This window comes from Pseudomonas sp. 2822-17, assembly GCF_002742485.1.
GTDB classification, from domain to species: domain Bacteria; phylum Pseudomonadota; class Gammaproteobacteria; order Pseudomonadales; family Pseudomonadaceae; genus Aquipseudomonas; species Aquipseudomonas cyclaminis.
The window spans coordinates 395,006-419,752 of sequence record NZ_LJRZ01000500.1 but is presented as its reverse complement, the minus strand read 5'-3'; the positions used below and the strand labels follow the sequence as shown (position 1 = coordinate 419,752).

Genomic DNA, 24,747 nt, shown 5'->3' with positions numbered 1-24,747 from the left:
GACGCTGTGGTAGTGTCCGGGTACGCCTCAACTCACCGAGGCCCGTGAGAACCCCGCCTTTTTTTGGCGGGGTTTTGCTTTTTTGTGCAGAAAAAAGGAGTCTGCCTGAATCATGACCACCGCACCGTCCATCATCCTCACCCGTCTTGACGTGCAGCGTCTGGAGCAATTGATCGACCGCTTGGGCGACGCAACTCCCGGCGTCGAAGCGTTGCAAGCCGAACTCGACCGCGCCGAAGACGTGGTCGGTCACGATGAAGTGCCTGCGGGTGTCGTGACCATGAACTCCAGCGTGCATTGCCGTGAGCAAGGCAGCGGCAAGGACTACCACCTGACCCTGGTCTACCCGAAAGACGCCAATGCCGATGAAGGCAAAATCTCGGTCCTGGCGCCAGTGGGCAGCGCATTGCTCGGCCTGCAAGTGGGCCAGCACATCGACTGGCCTGCACCGGGCGGCAAGACGCTGAAGCTTGAATTGCTCAGCGTTGAAGGCCAACCCAAGGATGGCGGAGCGTTCCCGCTTTAAATCTGGCTCAGCGCCGCATTCAGCGACAGCTCCAGCTCGGCCTTGTAACGCAGGTAAAGGTTGCTCGGGCTCTGCACATCGCCGAGCAGGCCCGATAGATCAAGGTCGGTGATGTAGCAGCGGTAGCGTTCGGTTTCCCGGCGCTGCCCGACGATCTCCTGGGCGACCACGGCAAATAGCTGGTCGCCGAACTCCAATTCGCAAAACTCCCGTTGATTACAGTACAGCGTGATGCCCACCTGGCCGGGTGCAGCCTTGCCGATAATCGCCTGCACGTCGTAAAACGGTTTGTTCGTCGGGTTGTGCGGCGTCGGGCGGGGTTCGATGCCGCGTGCGCGGCCGTTGCCTGACGGCAATAATTGGTAATACAAGGTCTGCGCCGCGCCCAGCGGCTGTTGCGTGTCCAGCGGCGACAACGCCTCGCGACGATAGATGATTGATTGCAGGAAGCGCTGCAACGGCGCCAACAGGCTCTGCTCATCATGAAACGGCAGGCGCTGTTGCCACAGTGCGTTGAACTCATCCAGCACATACAGCTCGGCGAAACCTTCATTGACCCGGTAGAACACCTGCACGCAATCGGCCATGCCCATGGGCAACAGCAGCGCCAAGTCGTGGTCTTCCAGCGCCATGGAATCCAGATGCAATGGGCTGTAGCTGGCCAGCTCTTCACTGAGGTAGGCGATCAACGCGTCCTGGGTTGCCAGTGACACGTGGGTGGCCTGGCCCGGCGTCAACTCCATCACGTGGTAGTGCTGCTGGACTTGCAGCAAGTACCGGTGATTGGACTGACCCAGCAGCAGGTTCTGCGCGGTGTCGAAGATTTCTTCCACGCGCTGGGCAATGAATTGCGCACGGTTGTGACAGAAGCAGCGCACCCGCAGCCGTGGCAGGTGGTCCGGCGGCAGTTGATTGAGGTAGTCGCGCAGGCAGTCGAGCAAGGCGTGCGGGCCGTCGTAACGGCTGACCATTACCTCGTTCCAGCTGTTGAGCGTGACCTGGTCCAGGGTCAGCACCAGGTTATCGCGCACCCCGGCATAGCTCAGGGAATCGGTGCGCTCGGTGGTCATCAGGATATTCAGGTCGCGGTGATGCTTGAGCGGGTCGACGCCGACGTTGATCAGCAGCAACACCTCCTCGGGCACCGCCGAGCGCAGCAGGCTGATTTCATCGACGCTGGTCAGGGGCAAGGCGACGGTCTGCTGCAGGCTGCCCAGCAGGTTGAACAGCTCGAATTCGGTCATGTCGCTGGTGCCGGGGTGCAGCGCCAGGCGCGTGCTGCTGTCGATCACGCCATTGCGATGGCACCAGGTGAGCATCTCCAGCAGATCGCGGCTGCGCTTGATCGGCGCGAAGTGCTCCCATTCCAGCGCGGTGAGGTTGCCGTTGTACAGGCCCCAATGGTGCTGGCCCGGTTCCTTGCGGTTGGGCGACTGCACCAGGGTCAGGGTGTCTTCGGCCAGGTCCGGGGCGATGCCGGGGTTGATGAACTCGACCTTGCCGGCCTTGCGCTCGAAGGCGGCGTACAGACGCCGGCCCAGCACATTGAGATCGCGCTTGTTGATCAGGCTGACGGTCTGTTCGGTACGGGCAAACTGGGTCAGGAAGCGATAGCTGTAGTTCAGCTCGCTGACCAGCGCACGACGCTCTGACGCCACCTGGCGCACTTTCCATTGGCTGCGGCTGTCCAGCAGGGCCAGTTGACGCTGGTCCCAGCCCCACTCGTGGGCGAGGCGCTCCAGCAACAGTCGCTGCCAACTGGTGCTGCGTTGGCCGGCGGTGAGTTTGCGATTGACCTTCAGGTACAGCGCACGGCGCACCAGCTCCAGGCGTTCCGGCTCGTTGCGGGCCTGGAGGTATTCCTCGATGCGGCGGTACACCACGATGTACGGGTCCAGCTCATCCAGGTCCATCTGGTTGGCGAACACCGCGCGCTTGAAGCGCAGGCTCAGGCAGTGCACGTTCGGGTGCTCGCTCGCGTAGACCTCAGTCAGCAGCAGCTTGAGCACCGATTTGTAAGGCGACTCGATGCCTTTGAACAGTTGCCACAGCCCCGCGCCAATGAATTCGCCGGGGGGAATATGCGCGAGGTGGCCCAGGTCGAGGGTTTCATCGGCGCGAATAAACCGCTTGGAAAGCAGCGTATGGGTGAATTCGGCGTAACGGGTTTCTTCGTATACCGGCACCAGCCACCAGATCGGCGTGCGCCCGGCCAGCCAGATGGCGGTGCGGTAAAACTCGTCCAGCAGCAGATAATGCTGGGTGGTGCCGCAGTCGTCGGAGCTCAGCTGGGTGTCGCGTTCACCGAGCACAAAGCGCGTCGGCTCGATCAGAAAGAAGTGCGCCTCGGCGCCCATGGTCAGGGCCCAGGCTTCCAGCATCTGGCATTTCTTACGCAGTTCGGCCTGCTCGTTTTCGCTCAGGTCGGGAGCGTGGCAGACCCACACGTCCATGTCGCTCTGATCCGCCTGGGCCAGGGTGCCAAGGCTGCCCATCAGGAACAGGCCATGGATCGGCTTGGGCTGATTGACCGGCCGCGGCTTGTAAGAGAACGAGCGGGTCAGGCGTTGGGCTTCGGCCAGGGCCTGGGCGTCAGGTTCGAAGTTCGACAGCCCGGCCGGCGTGCTGCCCGATACATAGCCGGGCAACAGCGGATGATTGACGTGGAAAAACAGCGGCAGCAGGGTCAACACGCTTTGTTGGCGCGGCGTCAGACCTTCGACGGCACGGGCCATGCGGCCTTCGTTGAGGGCCATGAAGCGCGCGCGCAGTTGGGCCAGCACCTTGCGGTCGATGCCTTCGTCCAGGTCCGGGCGGATTTCATGGGTGCGGGTCATGTCGAACTCGTGGCTCGCAGAGCCCGACGTGGGCGGCCGTGTAGGAGTTTACAGTCAGTGGCGTAGGAGTTTTAGAGGGAAAGCAGCGTTTGATGCCAGAATTTTCTCACGTGCACAGCAAAGCCCTCGGAATCCGCGATGGGCGGACTCCATGGGCGGTAGTCGGTATCAGGCGGCTTCTTTGGTGTTGGCAGTGGTCAAAATGGTCAGCAGGGTTTGGGCCTGCTCCGCAGCGTCCCGGCCAAGGCTGGTGAGGTAGCCTCCGTCCGGCTGGTCGATCAGTCCTTTTGCATGGAGTCGCTTGGCAGCGGCGATAGCAGTGGCAGCGGCGGTCTGGTGGACTTTCAGACCTTCCTTGGTGCTGTCCAAGGGAAAGAGTACAAGGATTTCCAGTTCGGCAACCAATTCAGGGGTATACGACATAAGGACTCCAGACTTTCTAAAATTTATTAGAGGCTAGCAGACCATAAGGTGAACGCACTTTGCCGAACTGTCCAGCGTGTTGCGGTGTGCCGGGGTTATTCCTTTTCCGGCGGCAACTCAGGCAACGCCCGCAGCGCGGTTTCATACCATTCGGTATTGAAGGCGCGGTCTTCTTCCAGCATTGCGTCAATCTCGAATGCGAGCACGTGGGCCATGAGATTCAGGATCTCTTCACGCTCATAACCCACCAACGTCAACTTGTTGAAGGTAGCTTTGGCGGCAGGCGGGTTGTCGCTTTCGATCTGGTTCTCGATTGCTTCGATCAGGGTCTCTTCGGTGAATTCTTCTTCGTCGTTGTCGATATCGGTCGGCTCGCTCATGGCAGGCTCCTCAAGGAAAGGGCGCCAGTCTACCCCCATTCAGGGAGGTGATGCTGCTGGTCAGGCCGCGCCCCAGGATCTATAACTCCTGCAGCCAACCCCGCACACGGCCTGGAGGCTTTGCGATGCTCAAGCTTTACGGGTTTTCGGTCAGTAACTACTACAACATGGTGAAACTGGCGCTGCTGGAGAAAGGGCTGCTATTTGAAGAGGTGCCTTTCTACGCTGGCCAGACCCCGCAAGCCTTGGCAATCAGCCCGCGTGGCAAGGTGCCGGCGCTGGGCGTGAAGCAGGGGTTTATCAACGAAACCAGTGTGATCCTCGAATACATCGAGCAAACCCAGGAAGGTCCGTCGCTGTTGCCAGCCGAGCCATTCCAGCGCGCCCAGGTGCTTGCGCTGTGCCGTGAAATCGAGCTGTACATCGAGCTGCCTGCCCGCGCGTGTTTTGCCGAAGCGTTCTTCGGCATGCCGGTGCCCGAGGCGATCAAGGAGAAATCCAAAGCGGAGTTGCTGCTGGGGATTGGTGCTTTAGGCAGGCACGGCAAATTTGCGCCTTATGTGGCGGGGGAGAGCTTTACGCTTGCAGACCTGTATTTCATGTACAGCGTGAACCTCGCCTGTGGCGTGGGCGAAAAGCTGTTTGGCCTGGACTTGCTGGCTGAGATGCCGAAGGCGAAGGCGTTGCTGGAAAAGTTGCACGCCATGCCCAACGCTCAGAAAGTGGCGGCGGACAGAGAGGCGGCGATGCCGGCGTTTATGGCGATGATCGCGGCTAAGAAATAGATTTTGGCGTCTGGCAGGACGCTAACGCGGGCAAGCCCGGCTCCCACATTGGAATGCGATTTCCTGTGGGAGCTGGCTTGCCTGCGATGCTTTTAGCGGCTGGCGAGCAATTCCTGGCCGCGCAACACAGCTGCCTTCACCTGCGCCGGCGCAGTGCCGCCGACGTGGTTACGGGCATTCACCGAGCCTTCCAGGGTCAGCACGGCAAACACGTCCTGCTCGATCTGGTCGCTGAATGTGCGCAATTCTTCCAGGCTCATTTCCGCCAGGTCCTTGCCGGTGTCCACGCCGTATTTCACGGCATGGCCGACGATTTCGTGGCAGTCACGGAACGGCAGGCCACGGCGCACCAGGTAGTCCGCCAGGTCAGTCGCGGTGGAGAACCCACGCAAGGCCGCTTCGCGCATGATCGCGTGTTTTGGCTTGATCGCCGGGATCATGTCGGCAAAGGCACGCAGCGAGTCGCGCAGGGTGTCGGCTGCGTCGAACAGCGGCTCCTTGTCTTCCTGGTTGTCTTTGTTATAGGCCAGCGGCTGGCCTTTCATCAGGGTCAGCAAGCCCATCAGCGCGCCGAACACACGGCCGCTCTTGCCACGTACCAGCTCTGGCACGTCGGGGTTTTTCTTTTGCGGCATGATCGAACTGCCGGTGCAGAAACGGTCCGGCAGGTCGATGAACTGGAATTGCGCGCTGGTCCACAGCACCAGCTCTTCGGAGAAGCGCGACAGATGCATCATCGCGATGCTGGCGGCGGCGCAGAATTCGATGGCGAAGTCACGGTCCGACACGCCATCCAGGGAGTTGCCCCCTACGGCGTCGAAGCCCAGCAATTGCGCGGTGTACTCGCGGTCGATCGGGTAAGTGGTGCCGGCCAGCGCGGCGCTGCCCAACGGCATGCGGTTGGCGCGCTTGCGGCAATCCACCAGGCGCTCGTAGTCGCGGCTGAGCATTTCGAACCAGGCCAGCAGGTGGTGGCCGAACGTCACAGGCTGGGCGGTTTGCAGGTGAGTGAAGCCGGGCATGATGGTGCCCGACTCGCGCTCGGCCTGCTCCAGCAGACCTTTTTGCAGGCGAGTGATTTCGGACAGGATCAGATCGATTTCGTCGCGCAGCCACAGGCGGATATCCGTGGCCACCTGGTCGTTACGGCTACGACCGGTGTGCAGCTTCTTGCCGGTCACACCGATACGGTCGGTAAGGCGGGCCTCGATATTCATGTGCACGTCTTCCAGGTCGACGCGCCAGTCGAACGTACCGGCCTCGATCTCACCGCGGATGGTGGTCAGGCCGTCGATGATGCTGTCGCGTTCGGCGTCGGTCAGTACGCCGACTTTGGCGAGCATCGTCGCGTGGGCGATGGAGCCCATGATGTCGTGGCGGTACAGGCGCTGGTCGAAGGTGACGGAGGCGGTGAAGCGGGCGACGAAGGCGTCGACGGGTTCACTGAAGCGGCCGCCCCAGGACTGGTTGGTCTTGTCGGTGCTCATGGATTCGCTCGTGGTCTGCTTAATAAAGAGGCGTGGAAGTCTGCCGGCGATAATAACAGGGTTGCCCGTGGAGGCGGTGCTGCGGGTCGTCGGCATTTTTATTTGTGCAAAGGATGGCTAAGTGCCTTGCCGCCGACCGCGTCCGGGAAGAGACTGGAGGCAGGTGTTTATTGAAACGATATTTGACGATTGAGCAATATCGTTCAAGTGAGCGTCTACAGTTGGACTGATAGTGTGTGAATGCACCAAAGTCGGGTATTGCGGTCAGAGCCTGACTATCCATTTAAAAGGGGGGTATTCGGATTGTGTATCAGCAAACCCTACGACGATGGCCGATGGCAGCAGGTTTTGGGCGCTATTGAACAGGTCCGGGTAAATATGGGTGCCGCTGTCGGGGCACTTTTTGCCGCTCGCGCTAGTCTTAGCGTGGATCGCTGTGACGCAAGTCACCGCACCTGTCTACGCTATCCTTGTGCGAGACTCACGCAGGAATCCAGCGCTATATGAATGTCCTGATCGTTGATGACGAACCCCAAGCCCGCGAGCGACTGACCCGCTTGGTCAGTGAGCTTGAGGGTTATACAGTCCTTGAGCCGAGTGCCTCCAACGGGGAGGAGGCGTTGACGCTGATCGACAGCCTCAAGCCGGACCTGGTGTTGCTCGATATCCGCATGCCGGGCCTCGATGGCCTGCAAGTTGCCGCCCGGCTGAGCGAGCGGGAATCGCCGCCTGCCGTGGTGTTGTGCGCCGCGCAGGAAGAGTTTGCCGAACAGACACTGGAAGCCAGTGGCGTCAGCTTTGTGATCAAGCCAGTGACTGGCGACGCCTTGCTCAAGGCCCTGAAGAAAGCCGAGCGCCCCAACCGCGCTCAACTGGCCGCCTTGACCCAGCCTGCCGCCCAAAGTGGTAACGGGCCGCGCAGCCACATCAGCGCACGTACACGCAAAGGCATTGAGCTGATTCCGCTGAGCCAGGTGGTTTACTTCATTGCCGATCACAAGTACGTGACCCTGCGACATGAGGCCGGCGAAGTGTTACTCGATGAGCCGCTCAAGGCCCTTGAGGATGAGTTCGGTGACCGCTTCGTGCGTATCCACCGCAACGCACTGGTGGCCCGCGAGCGCATCGAGCGCCTGCAACGCACACCTCTTGGGCACTTCCAGTTGTTCCTCAAAGGGCTTAACGGCGATGCGTTGATTGTCAGCCGACGCCATGTCGCCGGCGTGCGCAAAATGATGCAGCAGCTTTAGTCCGAGGGCTCCAGTGAGGTCTGCATTCCTTATCCCGGTGCGACGTGGCCAGGGAGGCCCCGCACTTGCTGATTCAAATCAAAGCGCATTTGCCTGAGCTGTTATTATCTGCCGTATCTACCCAGTACGGATTGATCCATGTCCTCTCGCGAAATCCGCATCGCCACCCGTAAAAGTGCCCTGGCCCTATGGCAGGCCGAATACGTCAAAGCACGCCTTGAGCAGGCCCATCCCGGCCTCACGGTGTCCCTGGTGCCCATGGTCAGTCGCGGCGACAAGCTGCTCGACTCGCCGCTGTCGAAGATCGGTGGCAAGGGCCTGTTCGTCAAGGAACTGGAGACGGCGCTGCTGGAAAACGAAGCCGACATCGCAGTGCATTCGATGAAAGACGTGCCCATGGACTTCCCCGAAGGCCTGGGCCTTTTTTGTATCTGCGAGCGCGAAGACCCGCGTGATGCCTTCGTTTCCAACACCTATGCGTCCCTGGATGAGCTGCCGCTGGGTAGCATCGTCGGCACCTCCAGCTTGCGTCGCCAGGCCCAGTTGCTGACCCGTCGCCCGGACCTGCAGATCCGTTTTTTGCGCGGCAACGTCAACACCCGTCTGGCCAAGCTGGATGCCGGCGAATATGACGCGATCATCCTCGCCGCTGCCGGTCTGATCCGCCTGGGCTTCGAAGACCGTATCACCTCGGCCATCAGCGTCGAAGACAGCTTGCCTGCTGGCGGGCAGGGCGCCGTGGGCATCGAATGCCGCACCGCCGACCGTGAAATCCACGCGCTGCTCAAGCCTCTCGATCACCACGATACCGAAGTGCGCGTCACGGCCGAGCGTGCCCTGAACAAACACCTCAATGGCGGCTGCCAGGTGCCCATCGCCTGCTACGCCGTGCTTGAAGGTGAAAACCTGTGGCTGCGTGGACTGGTCGGCGACCCCGACGGCGGCACCTTGCTGACGGCAGAGGTGCGCGGGCCGCAGCGTGATGCCACGGCCCTGGGCATCCAGGTCGCTGAAGAACTGCTGGATAAAGGCGCCGGTGCCATCCTGCAAAAAGTCTACGGTGAGGCCGGCCCGCAGTGAGCGGATGGCGAGTGCTGCTGACGCGGCCTGCCGAGGAGTCGACAGCCCTGGCGGCGTCGTTGTCTGAAGCCTGCATTTTCAGCAGCAGCTTGCCCTTGCTCGACACTGAGCCTTTACCCATCACGCCCGGACAGTTGGCTGTATGGCGCGACCTGGATCGCTATTGCGCGGTGATCGTGGTGAGCAAGCCCGCTGCGCGCCTAGCCGTGCAGCAATTGGCTTTTCGTCCCGCGCCGCCAATGCCTTGGTTCAGCGTCGGCGCGGCAACAGCGCAGGTACTGGCCGATCATGGCCTGAACGTTCACTATCCCCAAACCGGCGACGACAGCGAGGCCTTGCTTCAGCTGCCGGCGTTGCGCGAGGCTGCTGCACGCCCTGGTTCGCGGGTGTTGATCCTGCGGGGCGAGGGCGGTCGAGAGCTGCTGGCGGAGCGTTTGCGCGAGCAAGGTGCTAGTGTCGACTATCTGGAGTTGTACCGCCGTTTTCTTCCAGACTATGACGCCGGTGTGCTGGTGCAACGTATCCAGTTGGAACGCTTGAACGGGCTGGTGGTCAGCAGTGGGCAGGGTTTTTTGCACCTGCAAGCCTTGGCCGGCTCCCATTGGCCACAGGTGGCACAGCTGCCGTTGTTCGTGCCCAGCCCACGCGTCGCCGAGATGGCGCGGGCTGCTGGCGCAGAAAAAGTTGTGGATTGTCGCGGCGCGAGTGCCGCGGCTTTGTTAGTGGCGTTACGGAGTCATGCCGTTCCCACTCTCTGATACGCAAAGGACGGATACGTGAGCGAAACAGCCTTGCCTAAAGATGAAACCCAACCCGCACTCGATGCGCCGGTTGAGTCACCGGTCACCACGCCGCGCCGTGGCAATGGCCTGGCAGTTGTCGCGCTGCTACTTGGCGCCGCTGGCGTTGCCGCCGGCGCCTGGGGGATCTGGCAGGTCCGCGCCCTGCAAGCCAGCAGCCAGCAGCAGTTGGGTCAGGTGCAGACCCTGGGCGACCAATCCCAATCCCTCAAGCAAAGCCAGCAGCAACTGGCTGCACGTCTTGCCCAGTTGCCGGGTGCGGACGAACTGGAAGAGCGCCGCCGTCTGGTCGCCCAGCTGCAAGGTGATCAGCAGCGCCTGAACCAGCGCCTGGAAACCGTGCTCGGGGCGAGCCGCAAGGACTGGCGCCTCGCCGAGGCCGAGCACTTGATCCGTCTGGCGAGCCTGCGGTTGTCCGCCCTGCAAGATATCAACAGTGCCCAAGCGCTGGTCCAGGGCGCCGATGAGATTCTTCGCGAGCAGAGCGATCCAGGTTCCTACGCCGCCCGTGAACAATTGGCCAAGAGCCTGGCCGCGTTGCGCAGTACCGAGCAGCCGGACCGTACCGGGTTGTACCTGCAATTGGCAGCCTTGCGTGACCAGGTTGTTCAGCTGGCGGCCATTGCCCCCGAATATCAGCTCACCGAGCCCGCTTCCCAGGGGCGTCCAAGCACGGATACGGATAACCGCTGGAGCCAGTGGTGGGAACAGATTTCCCGCTACTTCCGCATCGACTTCAACCCCGACGACAACATCCGGCCGCTGCTTGCCGGCCAGGGCTTGAACCAAGTTCGCCTGGCCCTGAGCCTGGCGTTGGAGCAAGCCCAATGGGCGGCGCTCAATGGCGAGTCGGCGGTGTACAGCCGATCGCTGGGCGAAGCGCGCAGCGTGTTGCAGGACAACTTCAACCAGGACAACCCGCAAAGCAAAGCGATGCTGGCGCGTATCGCCGAACTTGAGCCCAAAGCCGTGTCGGTGGTGACACCGGATCTGGCGGCGAGCCTGGCCGCAGTGCAGGCGTACCTCGAACGTCGTCATCTGTCTGCTGATGAAGCCAAGGCGGCGGCTGGCAACCCGGCGGCCTCGTCGGCGAAGCAGGAGTAGACCCGATGAAGCGTTTCTATGTGATCCTGGTGCTGGCGATTGCGATCGCCCTGGCACTCGCTGTGGGCATTTCGAAACACACCGGCTACGTGCTGATTACCTACCCTCATGTGCTGCATTACGAGTCGAGCTTATGGGCGACCGTGGTGGCCGTGTTTGCCATCGGCCTCGCCATCTACCTGATCCGCGTGTTGCTGAGCCTGGTGACCACCTCCGGTGGCGTGGTCAACCCGTGGTCTCGGCGTAACCGCAGTCGCCGTGTGCAGATCGCTATCGAGCAGGGTCAGATGGACCTTGCCGAAGGCCGCTGGGCCAGTGCTGAGCGGCACCTGCACCGTGCCGCCGAAGCTGAGCGCCAACCGCTGCTTTACTACCTCGGCGCTGCCCGGGCGGCGAATGAGCTGGGGCGTTATGAAGAGTCCGACGGGTTGCTGGAGCGTGCGCTGGAGCGTCAGCCCCAAGCAGAACTGGCGGTCGCTTTGAGCCATGCGCAATTGCAATTGGACCGTGGTGACACTGATGGTGCGCTGATCACTTTGCAGGCCATGCACGAGCGTCATCCCCATAACGCCCAGGTGCTGCGCCAATTGCAGCGCCTGCACCAGCAACGAGGCGACTGGTCGTCGGTCATCCGACTGTTGCCGGAACTGCGCAAGGACAAAGTGCTGCCTGCCAGCGAACTGGCCGAGCTGGAGCGCCGTGCCTGGGGTGAGAACCTGAGTCTGGCAGCCCAGCGCGAAGAACAGGGCGAAGCGGGTTTGCAGTCCCTTGAACGGGCCTGGCAACAACTCACTTCGGCCCAGCGCCAGGAGCCGCAGTTGGTTCTGGCCTACGCCGAGCAACTGCGCCAGCTGGGCGCCGATGCCAAGGCGGAGGAGGCGTTGCGCAGTGCTATCAAGCGTGATTACGACAGCCACCTGATTCGTCTCTACGGCCTGCTGCGTGGCAGTGATCCGGCCCGGCAATTGAAGTTTGCCGAGGGGTGGCTCAAGGATCACCCAGGTGATGCCAGCCTGCTGCTGACATTGGGGCGTCTGTGCCTGCAAAACAGCCTTTGGGGCAAGGCGCGGGACTATCTGGAAAGCAGCCTGCACGTGCAGCGCAATCCGGAGGCGTGTGCCGAGCTGGCGCGGTTGTTGGCCCAGCTGGGTGATACCGAGCGCAGCAATCAACTGTTTCAGGAAGGTCTGGGCTTGTTGGATAACCGCTTGCTGGCGTCTCCACTGCCAGTTGCCGCCCGCGTTTGATGTAGGAAAGGAGAGAGGGTTGGCTCGGATTCGTCTGAGAGCTAACCCTTCATGTCCTGCGGATGTAGGCTCTGGAGCGCTTTATTGCAAACTCCTACGCCTGGATGCTCGAAGTCTTCCATCCTTTTGCGGGATGTCCCTAGGCCCTCACAGAATTGTCTGCTCTATCGCGTATTGAAAGCGGTCAGGCCTTTCCTCTACCGTAACCACCTATCTCTCGCGGTGCGGATAAAGCATGTCTTTGGCCCCTTCACGCTCCTTGTTTTTTATTGCGTTCATCGCAGGCGCACTGACGTTGGGCGCGTCCTTCTATCTTGAGTTCGGTGCATCGTTGCGTCCGTGCTTCCTGTGCCAGATACAACGGGTATTTCTGGCCGCATTCCTGCTCGTCAATCTGGTCGCGGTTGTCCATAACCCCAGGCGTTCCACTTATTACCTGTATGGGCTGGCGAGCATGGTGTGTGCGTTGTTGGGCGCCATCACCGCAGTGCGCCAGGTGCTGCTGCAAAATGCCGCACCGGATCAGGCGACCCATTGCTGGCCCAGCCTGAGCCATATGGTCCAAGATCTGTCCATGTGGCAGGCATTGAAATTGGTGGTTGAAGGCACTGCCGATTGTGTGGAAATCAGCTGGACGCTGTTTGACTTGAGCGTTCCCGAGTGGAGCCTGCTGTTCTTCCTGGGCATGTTGACCCTTGGGGCCATACAGTTTTCTCGGCTGTTTTTGAGCCGTCCATTGCATCAGGTAGAGCGCTGAATGGAGGTCGTGGTTTGTAGGACGGGATTAAACACTTGTATGAACTTTCTCTCCTGCGTACCTTGAAGCCATAGTCGTGCGGGCATAATCTGGCCCGCACGCGTTATCAAAACCGTTTGTTTGTCAGATGCGGCTTTGTCCCGCTGCAGCTTGATCCTTGAAGTTTTGCGTGGGCATCAGGCGGCAGCGCCCCTATAGGGAAGAGAGATCATCATGCTGGAAAGTTGTCAGAATGCTCAGGAACGCTGGGGTGGGGTGCACAAGCTGATCGACAGCTGGCTGGAGGCACGTCACGAACTGGTTCGCTCCTTTGATGCGCTTGGCGCCAAGCCTGAGGCGTTGGCTGAGAATGGCAAGCCGTTGCAGGAATTCTGCGGTGTGTTGATGGACTACGTGTCAGCCGGTCATTTCGGCGTCTACGATCAACTAACCAAGGAGGCAGAGGCCTTTGGTGATGCTCGGGGGTTGGAGCTGGCTGATACTATTTATCCGCGCCTTGATGCCATCACCGAAAAGCTCGTCGCCTTCAACGACCTCTGTGACAAGGGGCAGTGTGTTGCCGAAAAATTCAAAGAGTTGGGCGCACTGCTTCACGAGCGTTTCGAACTGGAAGACTGCCTGATCGAAGTGCTGCACAACGCCCACAAGGAAGAGTCAGCCACTCAGGCTTGATCCTCAACGGCAGTTGGAAAAACGGTGCGCATGGCGCACCGTTTTTTATTGGGTCAGTGGCGAGTGCCGAGCAATTCGATCTCGAATACCAATGGCGTGTAAGGCGGGATCAACTCACCTGCACCGTCGGCGCCATAGGCTTGGGCGGATGGAATCACCAGGCGCCATTTCGCTCCCACGGGCATCTGTTGCAACGCGCTGCTCCAGCCGTCGATCACGCTGTCCAGGCGAAACCACTGGAGCTGTGTGCTCTGATCGAAGACCGTGCCATCGGGCAAGCGGCCCACGTATTTCACTTGAACCTGATCATTCGCGCCGGGCTTGCTACCGCTGCCAGGTGCCAGTTCGGTGAGCAGGATTCCATCGGCCAATTCGCGCACCCCTTTCGCGGTTTTTTCCTTGGCCAGAAACTGCTGTTCAGCGGCAAGGGCTTTTTCGCTTTTGGGGGCGTGAGCGTCGGCTTCGGCCTGCGCTTCGTGCAGGGCAAGAATCTGTTCGATGCGTGCATTATCCAGCGCCAGCGGCTTGCCTTGATAGGCTTGCTTGAGGCCGTCGATCAAGGCCTGGATCTGCAGGTCCGGTACTTCCTGACGCAGGCGTTCACCGAGGCTGGCGCCAAGGCTGTAGGCAAGGTCGTGCTGGTCTTGGTCTGCCGTTTTGGCAGGTGATTGCTCGCTCGCATTGGCCACGGAAATTGCCAAGCCCAGCACAAGAAAAAGGTAACGCGACATGGGCATTCTCCCGCCTGAAGTGCGACGGATTATGCCAGTGTGAATGGGTAAAAAGTGCCGCGTATTTTCGTTATATCAATAAGAATTTTCGTACCGTGCAACGCATGGCAAACGATACTGTCAACATGCCCTAGCGGCGGTAAGAGCAGAGGGCTAGTATGAGCCGCACCCACGTCAGCCAGGAGGTAAACCATGTCGGCCAAACAGAAGCCTGTTAATACCCCGTTGCACTTACTCCAACAACTGTCGAGCAGCCTGCTCGAACATCTGGAAAGCGCGTGCTCCCAAGCGTTGGCCGATGCAGAAAAACTGCTCGCCAAATTGGAAAAACAACGCGGTAAGGCGCAAGAAAAACTGCACAAATCCCGCACCAAACTGCAGGGCGCCGCTACTGCCGGCAAGGCCAAGGCACAAGCCAAAGCCAAAGACGCTGTCAAAGAACTTGAGGACCTGCTGGACGCCCTCAAGGATCGCCAGGCTCAAACCCGCGCCTACATTTCCCAACTCAAGAAAGATGCTCAGGAAAGCCTGAAACTGGCCCAGGGCGTCGGTCGTGTGAAAGAAGCTGTAGCGAAGGCACTGGGCGCGCGCGCACCTGCTAAAGCGATCGCCAAGCCAACTACTAAAACCGCTGCTGCAAAGCCAGCCGCCAAGCCAGCTGCCAAGACTGCCGCTGCAAAACCAGCCGCCAAACCAGCTGCTAAAACCGCTGCTGCAAAACCAGCCGCCAAGCCAGCTGCCAAGACTGCCGCTGCAAAACCGGCCGCCAAACCAGCTGCTAAAACTGCTGCTGCAAAACCAGCCGCCAAGCCAGCTGCTAAAACTGCTGCTGCGAAACCAGCCGCCAAGCCAGCTGCTAAAACCGCTGCTGCAAAACCAGCCGCCAAGCCAGCTGCTAAAACTGCTGCTGCGAAACCAGCCGCCAAGCCAGCTGCTAAAACCGCTGCTGCAAAACCAGCCGCCAAGCCAGCACCCGCCAAGCCAGCAGCACCTGCGGCTACTTCGGCTGCCTCCACCGCTCCAAGCGCCCCGGCCAGCAGCACCCCTGCACCGGCAGCACCAAGCACCACTCCAACCAGCGCTTCCTAAGTGTCGGTGGCCACGACGCGCAAGTGTTGCAGCGCGTCGTGGTCAAGGTTGGTGGCAGCCTCAGCCACCAGTCCTTCCAACCATTTCTGATGCTCCATCACTTCTGCGCTCGACCATGTCTTTGCCAGCGCTTCCAGGCGTGACAGCAGCTCGCGTTCCGCCTCCAACTCCAGGGCCTTGACCCGCTCCCGTAACGCCGACAGCTGTTCATCCTGCTGCGCCAACACCCGCCATTGCACGCGCACCTTTCGCAACGGGTCGATGACGTGTGCCTGCCAGGGTCCGGCGATCTGTTTCAATGCCTGCACGCGCTCGCAGGTCAGCGCCGCCCCGCGATGTTCCAGCCACGCCCCACACAGCAGCAGGCACACATCCGCTCCTTGTTCCTGCAAACGCAGACACGCCGACTCCACACCCGGACGGGCGTAAGTCGAGAGGGCAAAGCTCCACAGGTCAGCACACATATTCACACCCAAGCCATTGGCCAACGAAGCTGGTAGACTCCGCCGCCATTATGATCCGACTTCAAAGCCTAACATTACAGCGTGGCCCGCAACGTCTTCTCGAAGACGCCGAGCTGACCCTGCACGCCGGTCACAAAGCCGGCCTGATCGGTGCCAACGGCGCCGGCAAATCCACGTTGTTTGCCCTGTTGCTGGGTGAGCTGACCCCGGATTCCGGGGATTGCCTGCTGCCGGCCGACTGGCGCATCGCCCATATGCGCCAGGAGATCGACACCCTGGACCGCATCGCGATCGACTACGTGCTCGATGGCGACCTGCGTCTGCGCCAGGTGCAACACGACCTGGCCGAGGCCGAGAAAGCCCAGGACGGCGCCGCTCAGGCCCGCCTGCACTCGGAACTCGACAGCGCCGACGGCTACACCGCCGATGCCCGCGCCCGCAAGATGCTTGCCGGCCTTGGCTTTACCAACGAGCAAATGGACCGCCCGGTCGCCGACTTCTCCGGCGGCTGGCGCATGCGCCTCAATCTGGCCCAGGCGCTGATGTGCCCCTCGGACCTTTTGCTGCTCGACGAGCCGACCAACCACTTGGACCTTGATGCGATCCTGTGGCTGGAAGATTTCCTCAAGAGCTACCAGGGCACCTTGCTGCTGATTTCCCACGACCGGGACTTCCTCGACGCCGTGGTCGACAACATCGCCCACGTCGAACAGAAGAAAATCACCCTCTACCGGGGCGGCTACACTGCGTTCGAGCGTGCCCGTGCCGAGCGCCTGGCCCAGCAACAGCAGGCGTTCGAGAAGCAGCAAGCGCAACGTGCGCACATGGAAAGCTACATCGCCCGGTTCAAGGCCCAGGCCACCAAGGCCCGTCAGGCCCAGAGCCGGATCAAAGCCCTGGAGCGCATGGAAGAACTGTCGGCAGCCCACGTCGATTCGCCGTTCGACTTTGTATTCCGCGAATCGGTGAAGATCTCCAGCCCCCTGTTGGACCTCTCGGATGCCCGCCTGGGTTATGGCGACAAAACCATCCTGGAGAAGGTCAAGCTGCAGCTCACGCCAGGTGCGCGCATCGGTTTGCTCGGCCCTAACGGTGCGGGCAAGTCGACGCTGATCAAGAACCTTTCAGGTGAGCTGCAACCCCTGGCCGGCCGCCTGACCCGTGGTGAGAACCTGGTGGTGGGCTACTTCGCCCAGCATCAGTTGGACTCCCTGGACTCCAAAGCCAGCCCGCTGCTGCACCTGCAACGCCTGGCACCGACCGAGCGCGAGCAGACCCTGCGGGATTTCCTCGGTGGTTTCGACTTCCGTGGCGCGCGCATCGATGAGCCGGTGCTGAACTTCTCCGGTGGTGAAAAGGCGCGCCTGGCGCTGGCGCTGATCGCCTGGGACCGTCCGAACCTGCTGCTGCTCGATGAGCCCACCAACCACCTTGACCTGGAAATGCGCCTGGCGCTGACCATGGCCCTGCAGGAATTCAGTGGTGCGGTACTGGTGGTGTCTCACGATCGCCACTTGCTCAAGAGCACCACCGACAACTTCCTGCTGGTGGCCGATGGCAAAGTCGAAGAGTTCGACGGCGACCTGGATGACTACGCACGCTGGCTGACGGATTACCGTCTGCGCAACGCACCGGTCAGCAACACGCCGATCAACCCGGACAAAACCGACAAGAAGGCTCAACGTCAGGCTGCTGCAGCCTTGCGCCAACAGTTGGCACCGCACAAGCGCGAAGCCGACAAGCTGGAAGCCGAGCTGGGCAAGCTGCACGAGCGCCTGGCCAAGATCGAAGCCAGCCTGGGCGACAGTGCGGTGTACGAGGCTGCGCGCAAGGATGAGTTGCGCGACCTGCTGGCCGAACAGGCCAAGCTCAAGGTGCGTGAAGGGCAATTGGAGGAAACCTGGATGGAAGCCCTCGAACTGCTCGAAACCCTGCAAGCGGAGCTGGAGGCGCTGTCCTGATGGAAGCGTTGCAATTGCCGATCCCGACGCAATGGGTCGAGCCTGTGTGGATCGGTGTGCAAATCCTGCTGATCCTGCTGGGCGCTTACCTCGCCCAGCGTTTCGTTGCCAAAGGCCTGACTCGCCTGGGTGAGCGCTACCCGTTCCCGCCGCAACTGTTGATGCCACTGCGCGGCGGCCTGCGCTGGCTGATCATGGGCAGTGCGCTGATCTTCGTGCTGGGTCGCCTGGGCGTGTCGGCCACGGTGCTGTGGACCGCGTTGTCGGGGTTTGTTGCGGTTGCCGCCGTGGCGTTCTTCGCGATGTGGTCGGTGCTGTCGAACCTGCTGTGCGCGATCCTGATCTTCACGGTCGGGCCGTTCCGCATTGGTGACATCGTCGAGCTGGTGGATACCGTCGACAAGCCGGGTGTGAAAGGCCGTGTGGTAGCAATCAACCTGCTCTACACCACGTTGGTCGAGGTCGCAGAGGCCGGGACTGACAGCGCGATGGTGCAAGTGCCCAACAGCCTGTTCTTCCAACGTTCCGTGCGGCGCTGGCCAGGCACCCATGTGTTTCCGGGCGACCGCTAGTACTCACATCTTGTAAAAATCTATAGCCAGCCTTCGGCCTGCGGAGTTAGCTTAAGACACAATCGCTAATTCCTTCCCGAGGTGTGCAATGGCACTCGATACGTGGCTGGCCTTTTTCCTGGCCAGTTGGATCATCTCCCTTTCCCCTGGCGCCGGTGCCATCGCCTCGATGTCCAGCGGCCTGCAATATGGTTTTGTGCGCGGTTACTGGAACGCCATTGGCCTGCAACTGGGCCTGGCGATGCAGATTGCCGTGGTGGCGGGTGGTCTGGGTGCGATTCTGGCGGCGTCGTCCACCGCGTTTTATGCGATCAAATGGTTCGGCGTGGCCTACCTGGTGTACTTGGCCGTCAAGCAATGGCGCGCCTTGCCAATGGACATGAGCGATGACGCCGCGCCACGCGCGATCGGCAAACCGATGGCGATGATGTTCCGCGGTTTTCTGGTCAACGCCAGCAACCCTAAAGCCCTGGTGTTCATGCTGGCGGTACTGCCGCAGTTCGTGAACCCGCAGGCACCGTTGCTGATCCAGTACCTGATCCTGGGTGCGACGATGATCAGCGTCGATATGATTGTGATGGCGGGGTACACGGGGCTGGCGTCCAAGGTGCTGCGCCTGTTGCGCACGCCGAAGCAGCAGAAGCGTGTGAACCGCACGTTTGCGGGGTTGTTTGTGGGGGCAGCGGGCTTCCTCGCCAGCCTGCATCGCGCAACGGCTTGAGCTGACGAAACGCAATCAAAGTGTGGGAGGAGGCAAGCCCCCGCCCACATTGATTTTGTGGTTGGTTGTGAAGCTTGGGCTCAGCGCAGGATTTTCGGCGCTTCATCCCTTGGCAGGTTATTACGCAACACCGGCTGGCCAGGCGCTTGATAGCCGCCACCCAACTGCTCCGCCAACTGCCGCGCCACATCCTCACCCAACGTCTTCGACACTTCTTTCACCACCCGTGGCCGGTTCAGGCTTATGCGTTGGTCACGGCTGCTCACCAGTTTGGTGTCCTGGCCTTCGCCCATGGCGGTAAACGCCGAGGTGATTTCAAAGGTGCGGGTGTTGATCAGGCTGAAATCCGCCACCAGCGTCAGGCCCAGCACCGCCGAGTAGCTGTTGGTGTGGTCCAGCGCGTTGATGTCCTGGGTGAAGTCGATGTCTGACAGCGTGCCGAACAGCACGTAGTCCGCGCCCTTGAAGTGGCCGGCCTTGATGCGCTTGATCACGTCGTAGACGTCGCCCTTGGCATCGGCGGTGTAAGGCGTGCCCTGCACCAGTTGAAACTGGCGGGACTTGAGGATCTCGCCTTTGATGTCGCCACTGAATTTGCGCAGCTCGGTCTGCTCGATGTAGCTGTTGCGGCTTTCGTACTCGCTGTAGCTCGCCGCGCCGCTGGCCTGGTAGCTGCTGGCTTGGAAATTGTTACTGGCCGAGACCTGGTGGATGTATTCCTCAACCCGCGCCTCGTAGGCCAGGTCGGTCACCGCGATCTTCGGCGCGGCCGACGCGCCAAAGGCGCACAGCAGGCCGATCAAACCGATCCATGCACGCATTGCTTAGCGCTCCGTGGTCTTGCGGATTTCTTTTTCGTCCATCCATTCGGCCAGGCCACTCTCGACGTCGATCAGTTGCAGGCTGAACTTGTAGAACACGTCTTTGTAGTCCGCGCTGCGCTTGACGATGGAACTGATGGAGCCTTCCAGCCGGTACTTGGCCGCGATCATGTTGCCGGTCTTGCTCACGGTGGACTTCTTGTACAGGCCGCTCTGGTTCTGCAGTTTCAGCTGGTCGACCTGGCTTTGCATGTCGGTGTTGTCGCTGGCGAAGCGCGCGGTACCGGTCTTCATCAGTTGGGTCTTGATCGACGTGGTGATCTCGCGGGTGTCGATGTACTCGCTGGTCTTGTTCTTCACGTCATACACCTGCACCACCGGGCGGCCTTGCAGGATGCCGGACTGGGCCAGGGAGCGGGTCATGCTTTCGGCGATCATCTGCAGGTCGGTGGAACCGAACTCGTTGGTGACCGTTTCCACGGCCTTGGTATCGCCGTAGTTGATGTTCTTGCTACCCAACACGGGCGAAGTATTGGAGCAACCGCTGGCCAGGACGGCCACCACGGCGAGCATCGAAACGCGTGCAAACATGGAAAAATCTCTCAAGAAGGGTGGACGGCTCAAGGGGTTTTGACTTCGAGGCGAAAGTCCGCTGCCTGGGGCAGATTGGCGATGGCCGGCAGGAAGGTGGCCTGATTGGCGTACAGGTTCAGCACCTTCCAAGTGTCTTCATCGCCCACTGGGAAACCGTCGGCACCCAGCCAGGCGAAGCGGTAATACAGGGTCTGGTTACTGCTGGTGATATTGCTCAACTGCACCTTGGCGGTGAGAAAGCCGTTCTCGCGGGCGACGCGAATGGCGCCGACGGCGACGCCCTTGAACTTGCCCATCACCACGATTTTGCTCGCGGCACTGCCGGGTTCCGGCGGCGGCGGGGTGGCGCAGCCGGCGAGCAGGATCAGCGCCAGGGCGCCGAGGATGAAACGACGCATAGCGTGCTCCTTAAGGTTGTTTGAGGGTGGCGATGGCCTGGGGCGGCGTGCTCGGCACCACATGCGCCGCAAGACCGCCGGCAAACACCTGGTTACCGACCACGCGCAGGGTGATGACCTGGTAGCGCTGGTCGGCCTTGACCATCACTCGCGTGCCGCCCAGGGCGTTGGGCAGGCTGACCTGATGCTCGCCGTGCTTGAGGCGCAGGCGGGTGACTTGGGTCATGTCCGGCAGGGTGCGCCAGGTGCGGGTGTCGGCGCCTTCGGTCACGGCCGAGGCGATGCCCAGCACCAGGCCCGCCATGGGGTTGGTCCTGTTCAGGTTGTTTTGTGCCACGCCACGGGTGACCGCACGCACGGTGGTGCGCAGGATGATGCCGGGCATGTCATCGCGCAGGGCTCGGCGCGACATGGCTGTGGTGCTATTGAGGGCCGTGAGGTTCTGTTGCTGGCCGTCGACGCCAATCTGGGTGAAGGTCGCGGTGGAGCGGTCGGCCTTGATCACCGGGAAAGACAGCGGGGTGATCACCAGGTTGCCGTTGATCGGGATTGGCAGCGGCAGGCGGATCGAATCGCGGGCCGGCGCCAGGCCGCTCTGGACCACGATCAGCACGTCGGTTTCATCGGCGCCGACCTTGGACTTGTCGAGATCCAGCAGGGCCTTTTCCAGCAGCGGGGTGTCAGGGCGCAGCTCCGCAGCCTTGCGATAACCAGGCGCGGCCAGGTCTTTTTCACCCAGGGCTTCGTAGACGAAACCGGCCAGGTAATGGCTGAAGGCGCTCTGGTAGCTGTTTTTCAGGCCGACCACTTCCGGCGCGTTGAGGGCTTCCACCGGGTAACCGCTCAGGTCTTTCATCTGGGTGGTCACACCTTGGCGCTCGGCTTCATCCTCGCGCTTGAGGTATTCCTTGTCGCGCAGGTCGGCGATCACGGCTTCGCGTTCGTGGGTTTTCTTGATTTCGGTGCGTGCACCATCGAAGTCATTCAGGGCCAGCAGGTTCAGGGCCATCTGGGTGGTCAGCATGACTTTTTCGTAGTCGTAGCCTTCGTAGCGACGCACTTTGTCGTTGGCCAGCAAGCTGCCGAACTGGGAAAGGTACCGTGCGCTGTCGAACTTGACCGATTCTTCCCACGTGTAGACTTGCAGGTCGGCCCTGCGCCAGGCGGTCTGGCTACCGGTCAGGTCGCCCTTGGCTCGCAGCAACTCGCCTTTCTCGAAGTAATACAGAAGGTCCTTGTCTTCGCCAGTGTTGTTCTTTTCCAGCAGGGTCAAGGCGCTGTCGACATTGCCACTGGCCAGTTGCTGGTTGGTGGCTTGCAGCTCGGAGTCGTAGCTGCGGAACATCGAACAGCCGGAGAGCAAGGTGACCGCCACGAGCGCGAGCGGAGGTAAGGCGCGAAGTGCCATGCAACTTCTTCCCTGAAAGTAGTCAACCGGTGTGGTAATTCCTCATAAAAACGAGGAATGAAATTCCCTTTCGCACTAACAGGGCGCGGCATTATAGGCGCCGTTACTGGCAAAACAATGGCTTTTTGCCGTGATGCTACCCACAAAAATGCCACCACTTCGCGTTAAAGTCGCCGTGCTTGACCACGCCAGATCACTTACGGCTTGAGTCAAACCCCTGAAGCCCTAACAATGTGTTACTTCGTATTTCCCTTTGAGATTCATTCATGACTGCCCCCTTCCGTTTTCTCGCCTGGCTGTTGTTGCCGGCGTTGATGTCGTGCAGCTTCAACCTGTTGGCCGCGACTGCCGAAGGCGCGCCACAAGCCCTGCATTTACTGGACTACATTGGCGCTGACTACCCGCCGACGGTGGAGGCGGGCAAGGTGGTGGATGATTCGGAATACCGCGAGCAGGTGGAGTTTCTCGGGGTGTTGCAGGGGCTGGTGGCGGACTTGCCGCAAAAGCCTGAGCGCGCCGAGTTGGTCAAGGATGTTGATGAGTTACTGTCAGCCGTCAAAGCGCACGAGGACGGCGCGATTGTCGCTCGTCAGGCCCGTCAGTTGGGCGCGAAGCTGGCTGTGGCGTATGAAGTCAGCCAGGCCCCGGTCATCACGCCGGACCCGACACGCGGCGCACCGCTCTATGCCCAGCATTGCTCGGTATGCCACGGCACGGCCGGCGCCGGTGATGGCCCGGCGAGCGTGGGCATGACGCCGCCGCCTGCCAACCTGCGGGATGCCACGCGGCTGGATCGCCTGAGCCTCTACGCGATCTACAACACCCTGGGCCTGGGCGTCGAAGGCACCGATATGCCGTCCTTCGCCGACCAGTTGGACGACCGTCAGCGCTGGGACCTGGCCACTTACATCGCCAGCTTCACCGCTGACCCCGCGGCGGCAAAAAGTGAGCAGCCCTTCAACCTCGCCGATCTGGCACGCCAAACCCCCAACGAAGTGTTGGCCGCCGACGGCCCGGCCGCTGCCGCCACCTTCCGCGCCCAGCGGGCGCAGCCGCCGCAGGTCAAGCGTGGCCCGGCGCAGTTGCTCGACTACACCGCGACGACGTTGGACAAGAGCCTCGCCGCGTTCCGTAATGGCGACCACGAACAAGCCTACGACCTGTCCGTAGCGGCTTATCTGGAAGGCTTCGAGCTGGTGGAAAGCTCCCTGGACAACGTCGACGCCAACGTGCGCAAGGACACCGAGAAGGCCCTGATGGCCTATCGGCAGTCGCTGCAGGACGGCTTGCCGCTTGAGCAGGTGCAGCAGCGCCTGGACGTCGCCAAAGGCAAACTCACCGAATCCGCCGGGTTGTTGGGCAGCGACGGCTTGAGTTGGTCGTTGAGCTACATCTCGGGTCTGCTGATTCTGCTGCGCGAAGGCCTGGAAGCGATTCTGGTGCTGGCGGCGATCCTCGCCTTCCTGCGTAACACCGGCCAGCAATCGGCGGTGCGCAGCGTTAACGTCGGCTGGGGCCTGGCGCTGCTGGCGGGCTTGGCCACCTGGGCCTTGGCGGCGTACGTGATTGATGTGAGCGGCGCCCAGCGCGAATTGCTTGAAGGCTGCACGGCCCTGTTCGCCAGTGTGATGGTGCTGTGGCTGGGCGTGTGGATGCACGACCGCCGCCATGCAGCGGCGTGGCAGGACTACATCAAGAGCAGCCTGGTGGGCGGTGGTGGGCGTTTCGGTTTCGCCGTGCTGGCGTTTTTCTCGGTATACCGCGAGTTGTTCGAAGTGATCCTGTTCTACGAAACCCTGTGGCTGCAAGCCGGGCCGGCCGGGCACAACGCTGTGCTGGCGGGCGGTGCCACGGCGCTGGTGCTGCTGGTGGGCCTGGCCTGGGTGATCCTGCGCGGTTCGGCAAGGTTGCCGCTGGCGCTGTTCTTCGGCATCAACGCAGCGCTGTTGTGCGCACTCTCGGTGGTGTTCGCCGGGCATGGCGTCAAGGCGTTGCAGGAAGCCGGCATCTTCGGCACGCGGCCGGTGGCGTTCTTTGACTTCGACTGGCTGGGCATCCACGCCGACGCCTATTCGTTGAGCGCGCAGGCGGTGGCGATCCTGGCAATTGTGGTGCTGTATGGCCGCAGCCGTTTGGCCGAAAAACGCCGCGTGGCGGCTTGATCATGCGGGTATGGATCGACGCCGACGCCTGCCCTCGGGCGGCCAAGGACCAGGTGGTCAAGTTTGCCCTCAAGCGCCAGTTCGAGGTGGTGCTGGTGGCCGGGCAGAGTCAGATCAAGCCGAGCTTTGCCTGTGTGAAGCTGATTGTGGTGCCCAGCGGCCCGGACGCGGCGGATGATTACCTGGTGGAACATGCCGTGCCCGGCGAACTGGTGATCTGCAGCGATGTGCCGTTGGCCGATCGCCTGGTCAAGAAGGGCGTCACGGCGCTTGACCCACGGGGCAAGGAGTTCAGCCCCGCGAACATGAGTGAGCGCCTGGCGGTGCGTAACCTGTTCACCGATCTGCGTGAGCAAGGCCAGATGGGCGGCGGGCCACCGGCCCATAGTGAGAAGGATAAGCAGGCGTTCGCCAATGCCCTGGACCGCATCCTCACTAAGTTGATGCGCCCGGCCTGACTCCTGTGGTGAGCGAGCTT

General features: G+C 61.3%; 25 protein-coding genes. 15 read left to right on the top strand and 10 right to left on the bottom strand.

The window, feature by feature from the left end:
* The first annotated feature begins 112 nt into the window (after positions 1-112).
* A complete protein-coding gene (gene rnk, locus AOA60_RS20425; protein ID WP_099585981.1) occupies positions 113-526 on the top strand; it encodes a nucleoside diphosphate kinase regulator in 414 nt (137 codons plus the stop codon).
* Here the strand turns inward: rnk and AOA60_RS20420 are convergent.
* The 3 genes from AOA60_RS20420 to AOA60_RS20410 all read right to left on the bottom strand — a co-directional run bounded on the left by AOA60_RS20420 (position 523) and on the right by AOA60_RS20410 (position 4,166).
* A complete protein-coding gene (locus tag AOA60_RS20420) occupies positions 523-3,363 on the bottom strand; it encodes a class I adenylate cyclase (RefSeq protein WP_099585980.1) in 2,841 nt (946 codons plus the stop codon). The two genes, rnk and AOA60_RS20420, sit on opposite strands and share 4 nt — an antisense overlap.
* Positions 3,364-3,531: 168 nt before the next feature.
* Positions 3,532-3,786 (bottom strand): TIGR02647 family protein, encoded by a 255-nt coding sequence (locus AOA60_RS20415; RefSeq protein ID WP_099585979.1) that lies wholly within the window; start codon positions 3,784-3,786, stop codon positions 3,532-3,534.
* A 95-nt stretch (positions 3,787-3,881) separates the two neighbouring features.
* Positions 3,882-4,166 (bottom strand): hypothetical protein, encoded by a 285-nt coding sequence (locus tag AOA60_RS20410; RefSeq protein ID WP_099585978.1) that lies wholly within the window; start codon positions 4,164-4,166, stop codon positions 3,882-3,884.
* Between the two features lie 125 nt (positions 4,167-4,291).
* Between AOA60_RS20410 and AOA60_RS20405 the strand changes: the two genes are divergently transcribed.
* Positions 4,292-4,951 carry a glutathione S-transferase family protein gene (locus AOA60_RS20405; RefSeq protein ID WP_099585977.1) on the top strand — a complete coding sequence of 220 codons (660 nt, stop codon included), beginning with the start codon at positions 4,292-4,294 and terminating at the stop codon, positions 4,949-4,951.
* Positions 4,952-5,043: 92 nt separating this feature from the next.
* On the opposite strand, the gene argH is transcribed toward AOA60_RS20405, so the two are convergent.
* Complete coding sequence (argH, locus tag AOA60_RS20400) at positions 5,044-6,438, bottom strand: argininosuccinate lyase (RefSeq protein WP_099585976.1); 1,395 nt, start codon at positions 6,436-6,438, stop codon at positions 5,044-5,046.
* A gap of 503 nt (positions 6,439-6,941) precedes the next feature.
* Here argH and AOA60_RS20395 point away from each other — a divergent pair.
* From AOA60_RS20395 to rsd, 7 genes are all read left to right on the top strand, one after another.
* Positions 6,942-7,688, top strand: coding sequence for a LytTR family DNA-binding domain-containing protein (locus AOA60_RS20395; protein ID WP_099585975.1), 747 nt, complete (start codon positions 6,942-6,944; stop codon positions 7,686-7,688).
* A 138-nt stretch (positions 7,689-7,826) separates the two neighbouring features.
* Positions 7,827-8,768, top strand: a complete 942-nt coding sequence (gene hemC, locus AOA60_RS20390; RefSeq protein ID WP_099585974.1) for a hydroxymethylbilane synthase — start codon at positions 7,827-7,829, stop codon at positions 8,766-8,768.
* Positions 8,765-9,526: a uroporphyrinogen-III synthase gene (locus AOA60_RS34005; RefSeq protein WP_256592856.1), complete on the top strand. Its 762-nt coding sequence runs from the start codon at positions 8,765-8,767 to the stop codon at positions 9,524-9,526. The genes hemC and AOA60_RS34005 overlap by 4 nt, the downstream gene beginning before the upstream one ends.
* An 18-nt stretch (positions 9,527-9,544) precedes the next feature.
* Positions 9,545-10,672 carry a uroporphyrinogen-III C-methyltransferase gene (locus AOA60_RS34000; RefSeq protein ID WP_256592855.1) on the top strand — a complete coding sequence of 376 codons (1,128 nt, stop codon included), beginning with the start codon at positions 9,545-9,547 and terminating at the stop codon, positions 10,670-10,672.
* A 5-nt stretch (positions 10,673-10,677) separates the two neighbouring features.
* Positions 10,678-11,919 carry a heme biosynthesis protein HemY gene (locus AOA60_RS20380; protein WP_099585973.1) on the top strand — a complete coding sequence of 414 codons (1,242 nt, stop codon included), beginning with the start codon at positions 10,678-10,680 and terminating at the stop codon, positions 11,917-11,919.
* 235 nt (positions 11,920-12,154) lie between these two features.
* Positions 12,155-12,676 carry a disulfide bond formation protein B gene (locus tag AOA60_RS20375; protein WP_099585972.1) on the top strand — a complete coding sequence of 174 codons (522 nt, stop codon included), beginning with the start codon at positions 12,155-12,157 and terminating at the stop codon, positions 12,674-12,676.
* A gap of 213 nt (positions 12,677-12,889) precedes the next feature.
* On the top strand, positions 12,890-13,348 hold the full coding sequence (rsd, locus tag AOA60_RS20370; protein ID WP_099585971.1) for a sigma D regulator: 459 nt from the start codon (positions 12,890-12,892) through the stop codon (positions 13,346-13,348).
* A gap of 53 nt (positions 13,349-13,401) precedes the next feature.
* Here the strand turns inward: rsd and AOA60_RS20365 are convergent, their stop codons facing one another.
* Complete coding sequence (locus AOA60_RS20365) at positions 13,402-14,079, bottom strand: FKBP-type peptidyl-prolyl cis-trans isomerase (RefSeq protein ID WP_099585970.1); 678 nt, start codon at positions 14,077-14,079, stop codon at positions 13,402-13,404.
* Positions 14,080-14,271: 192 nt separating this feature from the next.
* On the opposite strand from AOA60_RS20365, the gene AOA60_RS20360 reads away from it, so the two are divergent.
* On the top strand, positions 14,272-15,168 hold the full coding sequence (locus AOA60_RS20360) for an AlgP family protein (RefSeq protein ID WP_099585969.1): 897 nt from the start codon (positions 14,272-14,274) through the stop codon (positions 15,166-15,168).
* On the opposite strand, the gene AOA60_RS20355 is transcribed toward AOA60_RS20360, so the two are convergent.
* Positions 15,165-15,632 (bottom strand): TIGR02444 family protein, encoded by a 468-nt coding sequence (locus tag AOA60_RS20355; RefSeq protein WP_099585968.1) that lies wholly within the window; start codon positions 15,630-15,632, stop codon positions 15,165-15,167. The genes AOA60_RS20360 and AOA60_RS20355 overlap by 4 nt on opposite strands.
* Before the next feature lie 50 nt (positions 15,633-15,682).
* On the opposite strand from AOA60_RS20355, the gene AOA60_RS20350 reads away from it, so the two are divergent.
* The 3 genes from AOA60_RS20350 (at position 15,683) to AOA60_RS20340 (ending at position 18,886) form a co-directional block, all read left to right on the top strand.
* Positions 15,683-17,593 carry an ATP-binding cassette domain-containing protein gene (locus AOA60_RS20350; protein ID WP_099585967.1) on the top strand — a complete coding sequence of 637 codons (1,911 nt, stop codon included), beginning with the start codon at positions 15,683-15,685 and terminating at the stop codon, positions 17,591-17,593.
* A complete protein-coding gene (locus AOA60_RS20345; RefSeq protein ID WP_099585966.1) occupies positions 17,593-18,165 on the top strand; it encodes a mechanosensitive ion channel family protein in 573 nt (190 codons plus the stop codon). Before AOA60_RS20350 ends, AOA60_RS20345 begins: the two co-directional genes overlap by 1 nt.
* A gap of 88 nt (positions 18,166-18,253) precedes the next feature.
* On the top strand, positions 18,254-18,886 hold the full coding sequence (locus AOA60_RS20340) for a LysE family transporter (RefSeq protein WP_099585965.1): 633 nt from the start codon (positions 18,254-18,256) through the stop codon (positions 18,884-18,886).
* 80 nt (positions 18,887-18,966) lie between these two features.
* Here the strand turns inward: AOA60_RS20340 and AOA60_RS20335 are convergent, their stop codons facing one another.
* Genes AOA60_RS20335 through AOA60_RS20320 form a run of 4 tightly spaced genes read right to left on the bottom strand, consistent with a single transcriptional unit; the run spans position 18,967 to position 22,107 of the window.
* Positions 18,967-19,707 (bottom strand): penicillin-binding protein activator LpoB, encoded by a 741-nt coding sequence (locus AOA60_RS20335; RefSeq protein WP_099585964.1) that lies wholly within the window; start codon positions 19,705-19,707, stop codon positions 18,967-18,969.
* A gap of 3 nt (positions 19,708-19,710) precedes the next feature.
* Positions 19,711-20,298, bottom strand: coding sequence for a penicillin-binding protein activator LpoB (lpoB, locus tag AOA60_RS20330; protein ID WP_099585963.1), 588 nt, complete (start codon positions 20,296-20,298; stop codon positions 19,711-19,713).
* A 29-nt stretch (positions 20,299-20,327) separates the two neighbouring features.
* Complete coding sequence (locus AOA60_RS20325) at positions 20,328-20,699, bottom strand: YcfL family protein (RefSeq protein ID WP_099585962.1); 372 nt, start codon at positions 20,697-20,699, stop codon at positions 20,328-20,330.
* Positions 20,700-20,709: 10 nt separating this feature from the next.
* Positions 20,710-22,107, bottom strand: coding sequence for a COG3014 family protein (locus AOA60_RS20320; RefSeq protein ID WP_099585961.1), 1,398 nt, complete (start codon positions 22,105-22,107; stop codon positions 20,710-20,712).
* 266 nt (positions 22,108-22,373) lie between these two features.
* Between AOA60_RS20320 and AOA60_RS20315 the strand changes: the two genes are divergently transcribed.
* Together AOA60_RS20315 and AOA60_RS20310 are read left to right on the top strand one after the other, a co-directional pair.
* A complete protein-coding gene (locus AOA60_RS20315; RefSeq protein WP_099585960.1) occupies positions 22,374-24,269 on the top strand; it encodes a cytochrome c/FTR1 family iron permease in 1,896 nt (631 codons plus the stop codon).
* Positions 24,270-24,271: 2 nt separating this feature from the next.
* Entirely contained in the window at positions 24,272-24,727 is a 456-nt protein-coding gene (locus AOA60_RS20310) for a YaiI/YqxD family protein (protein WP_099585959.1), read from the top strand.
* Positions 24,728-24,747 lie beyond the last annotated feature (20 nt).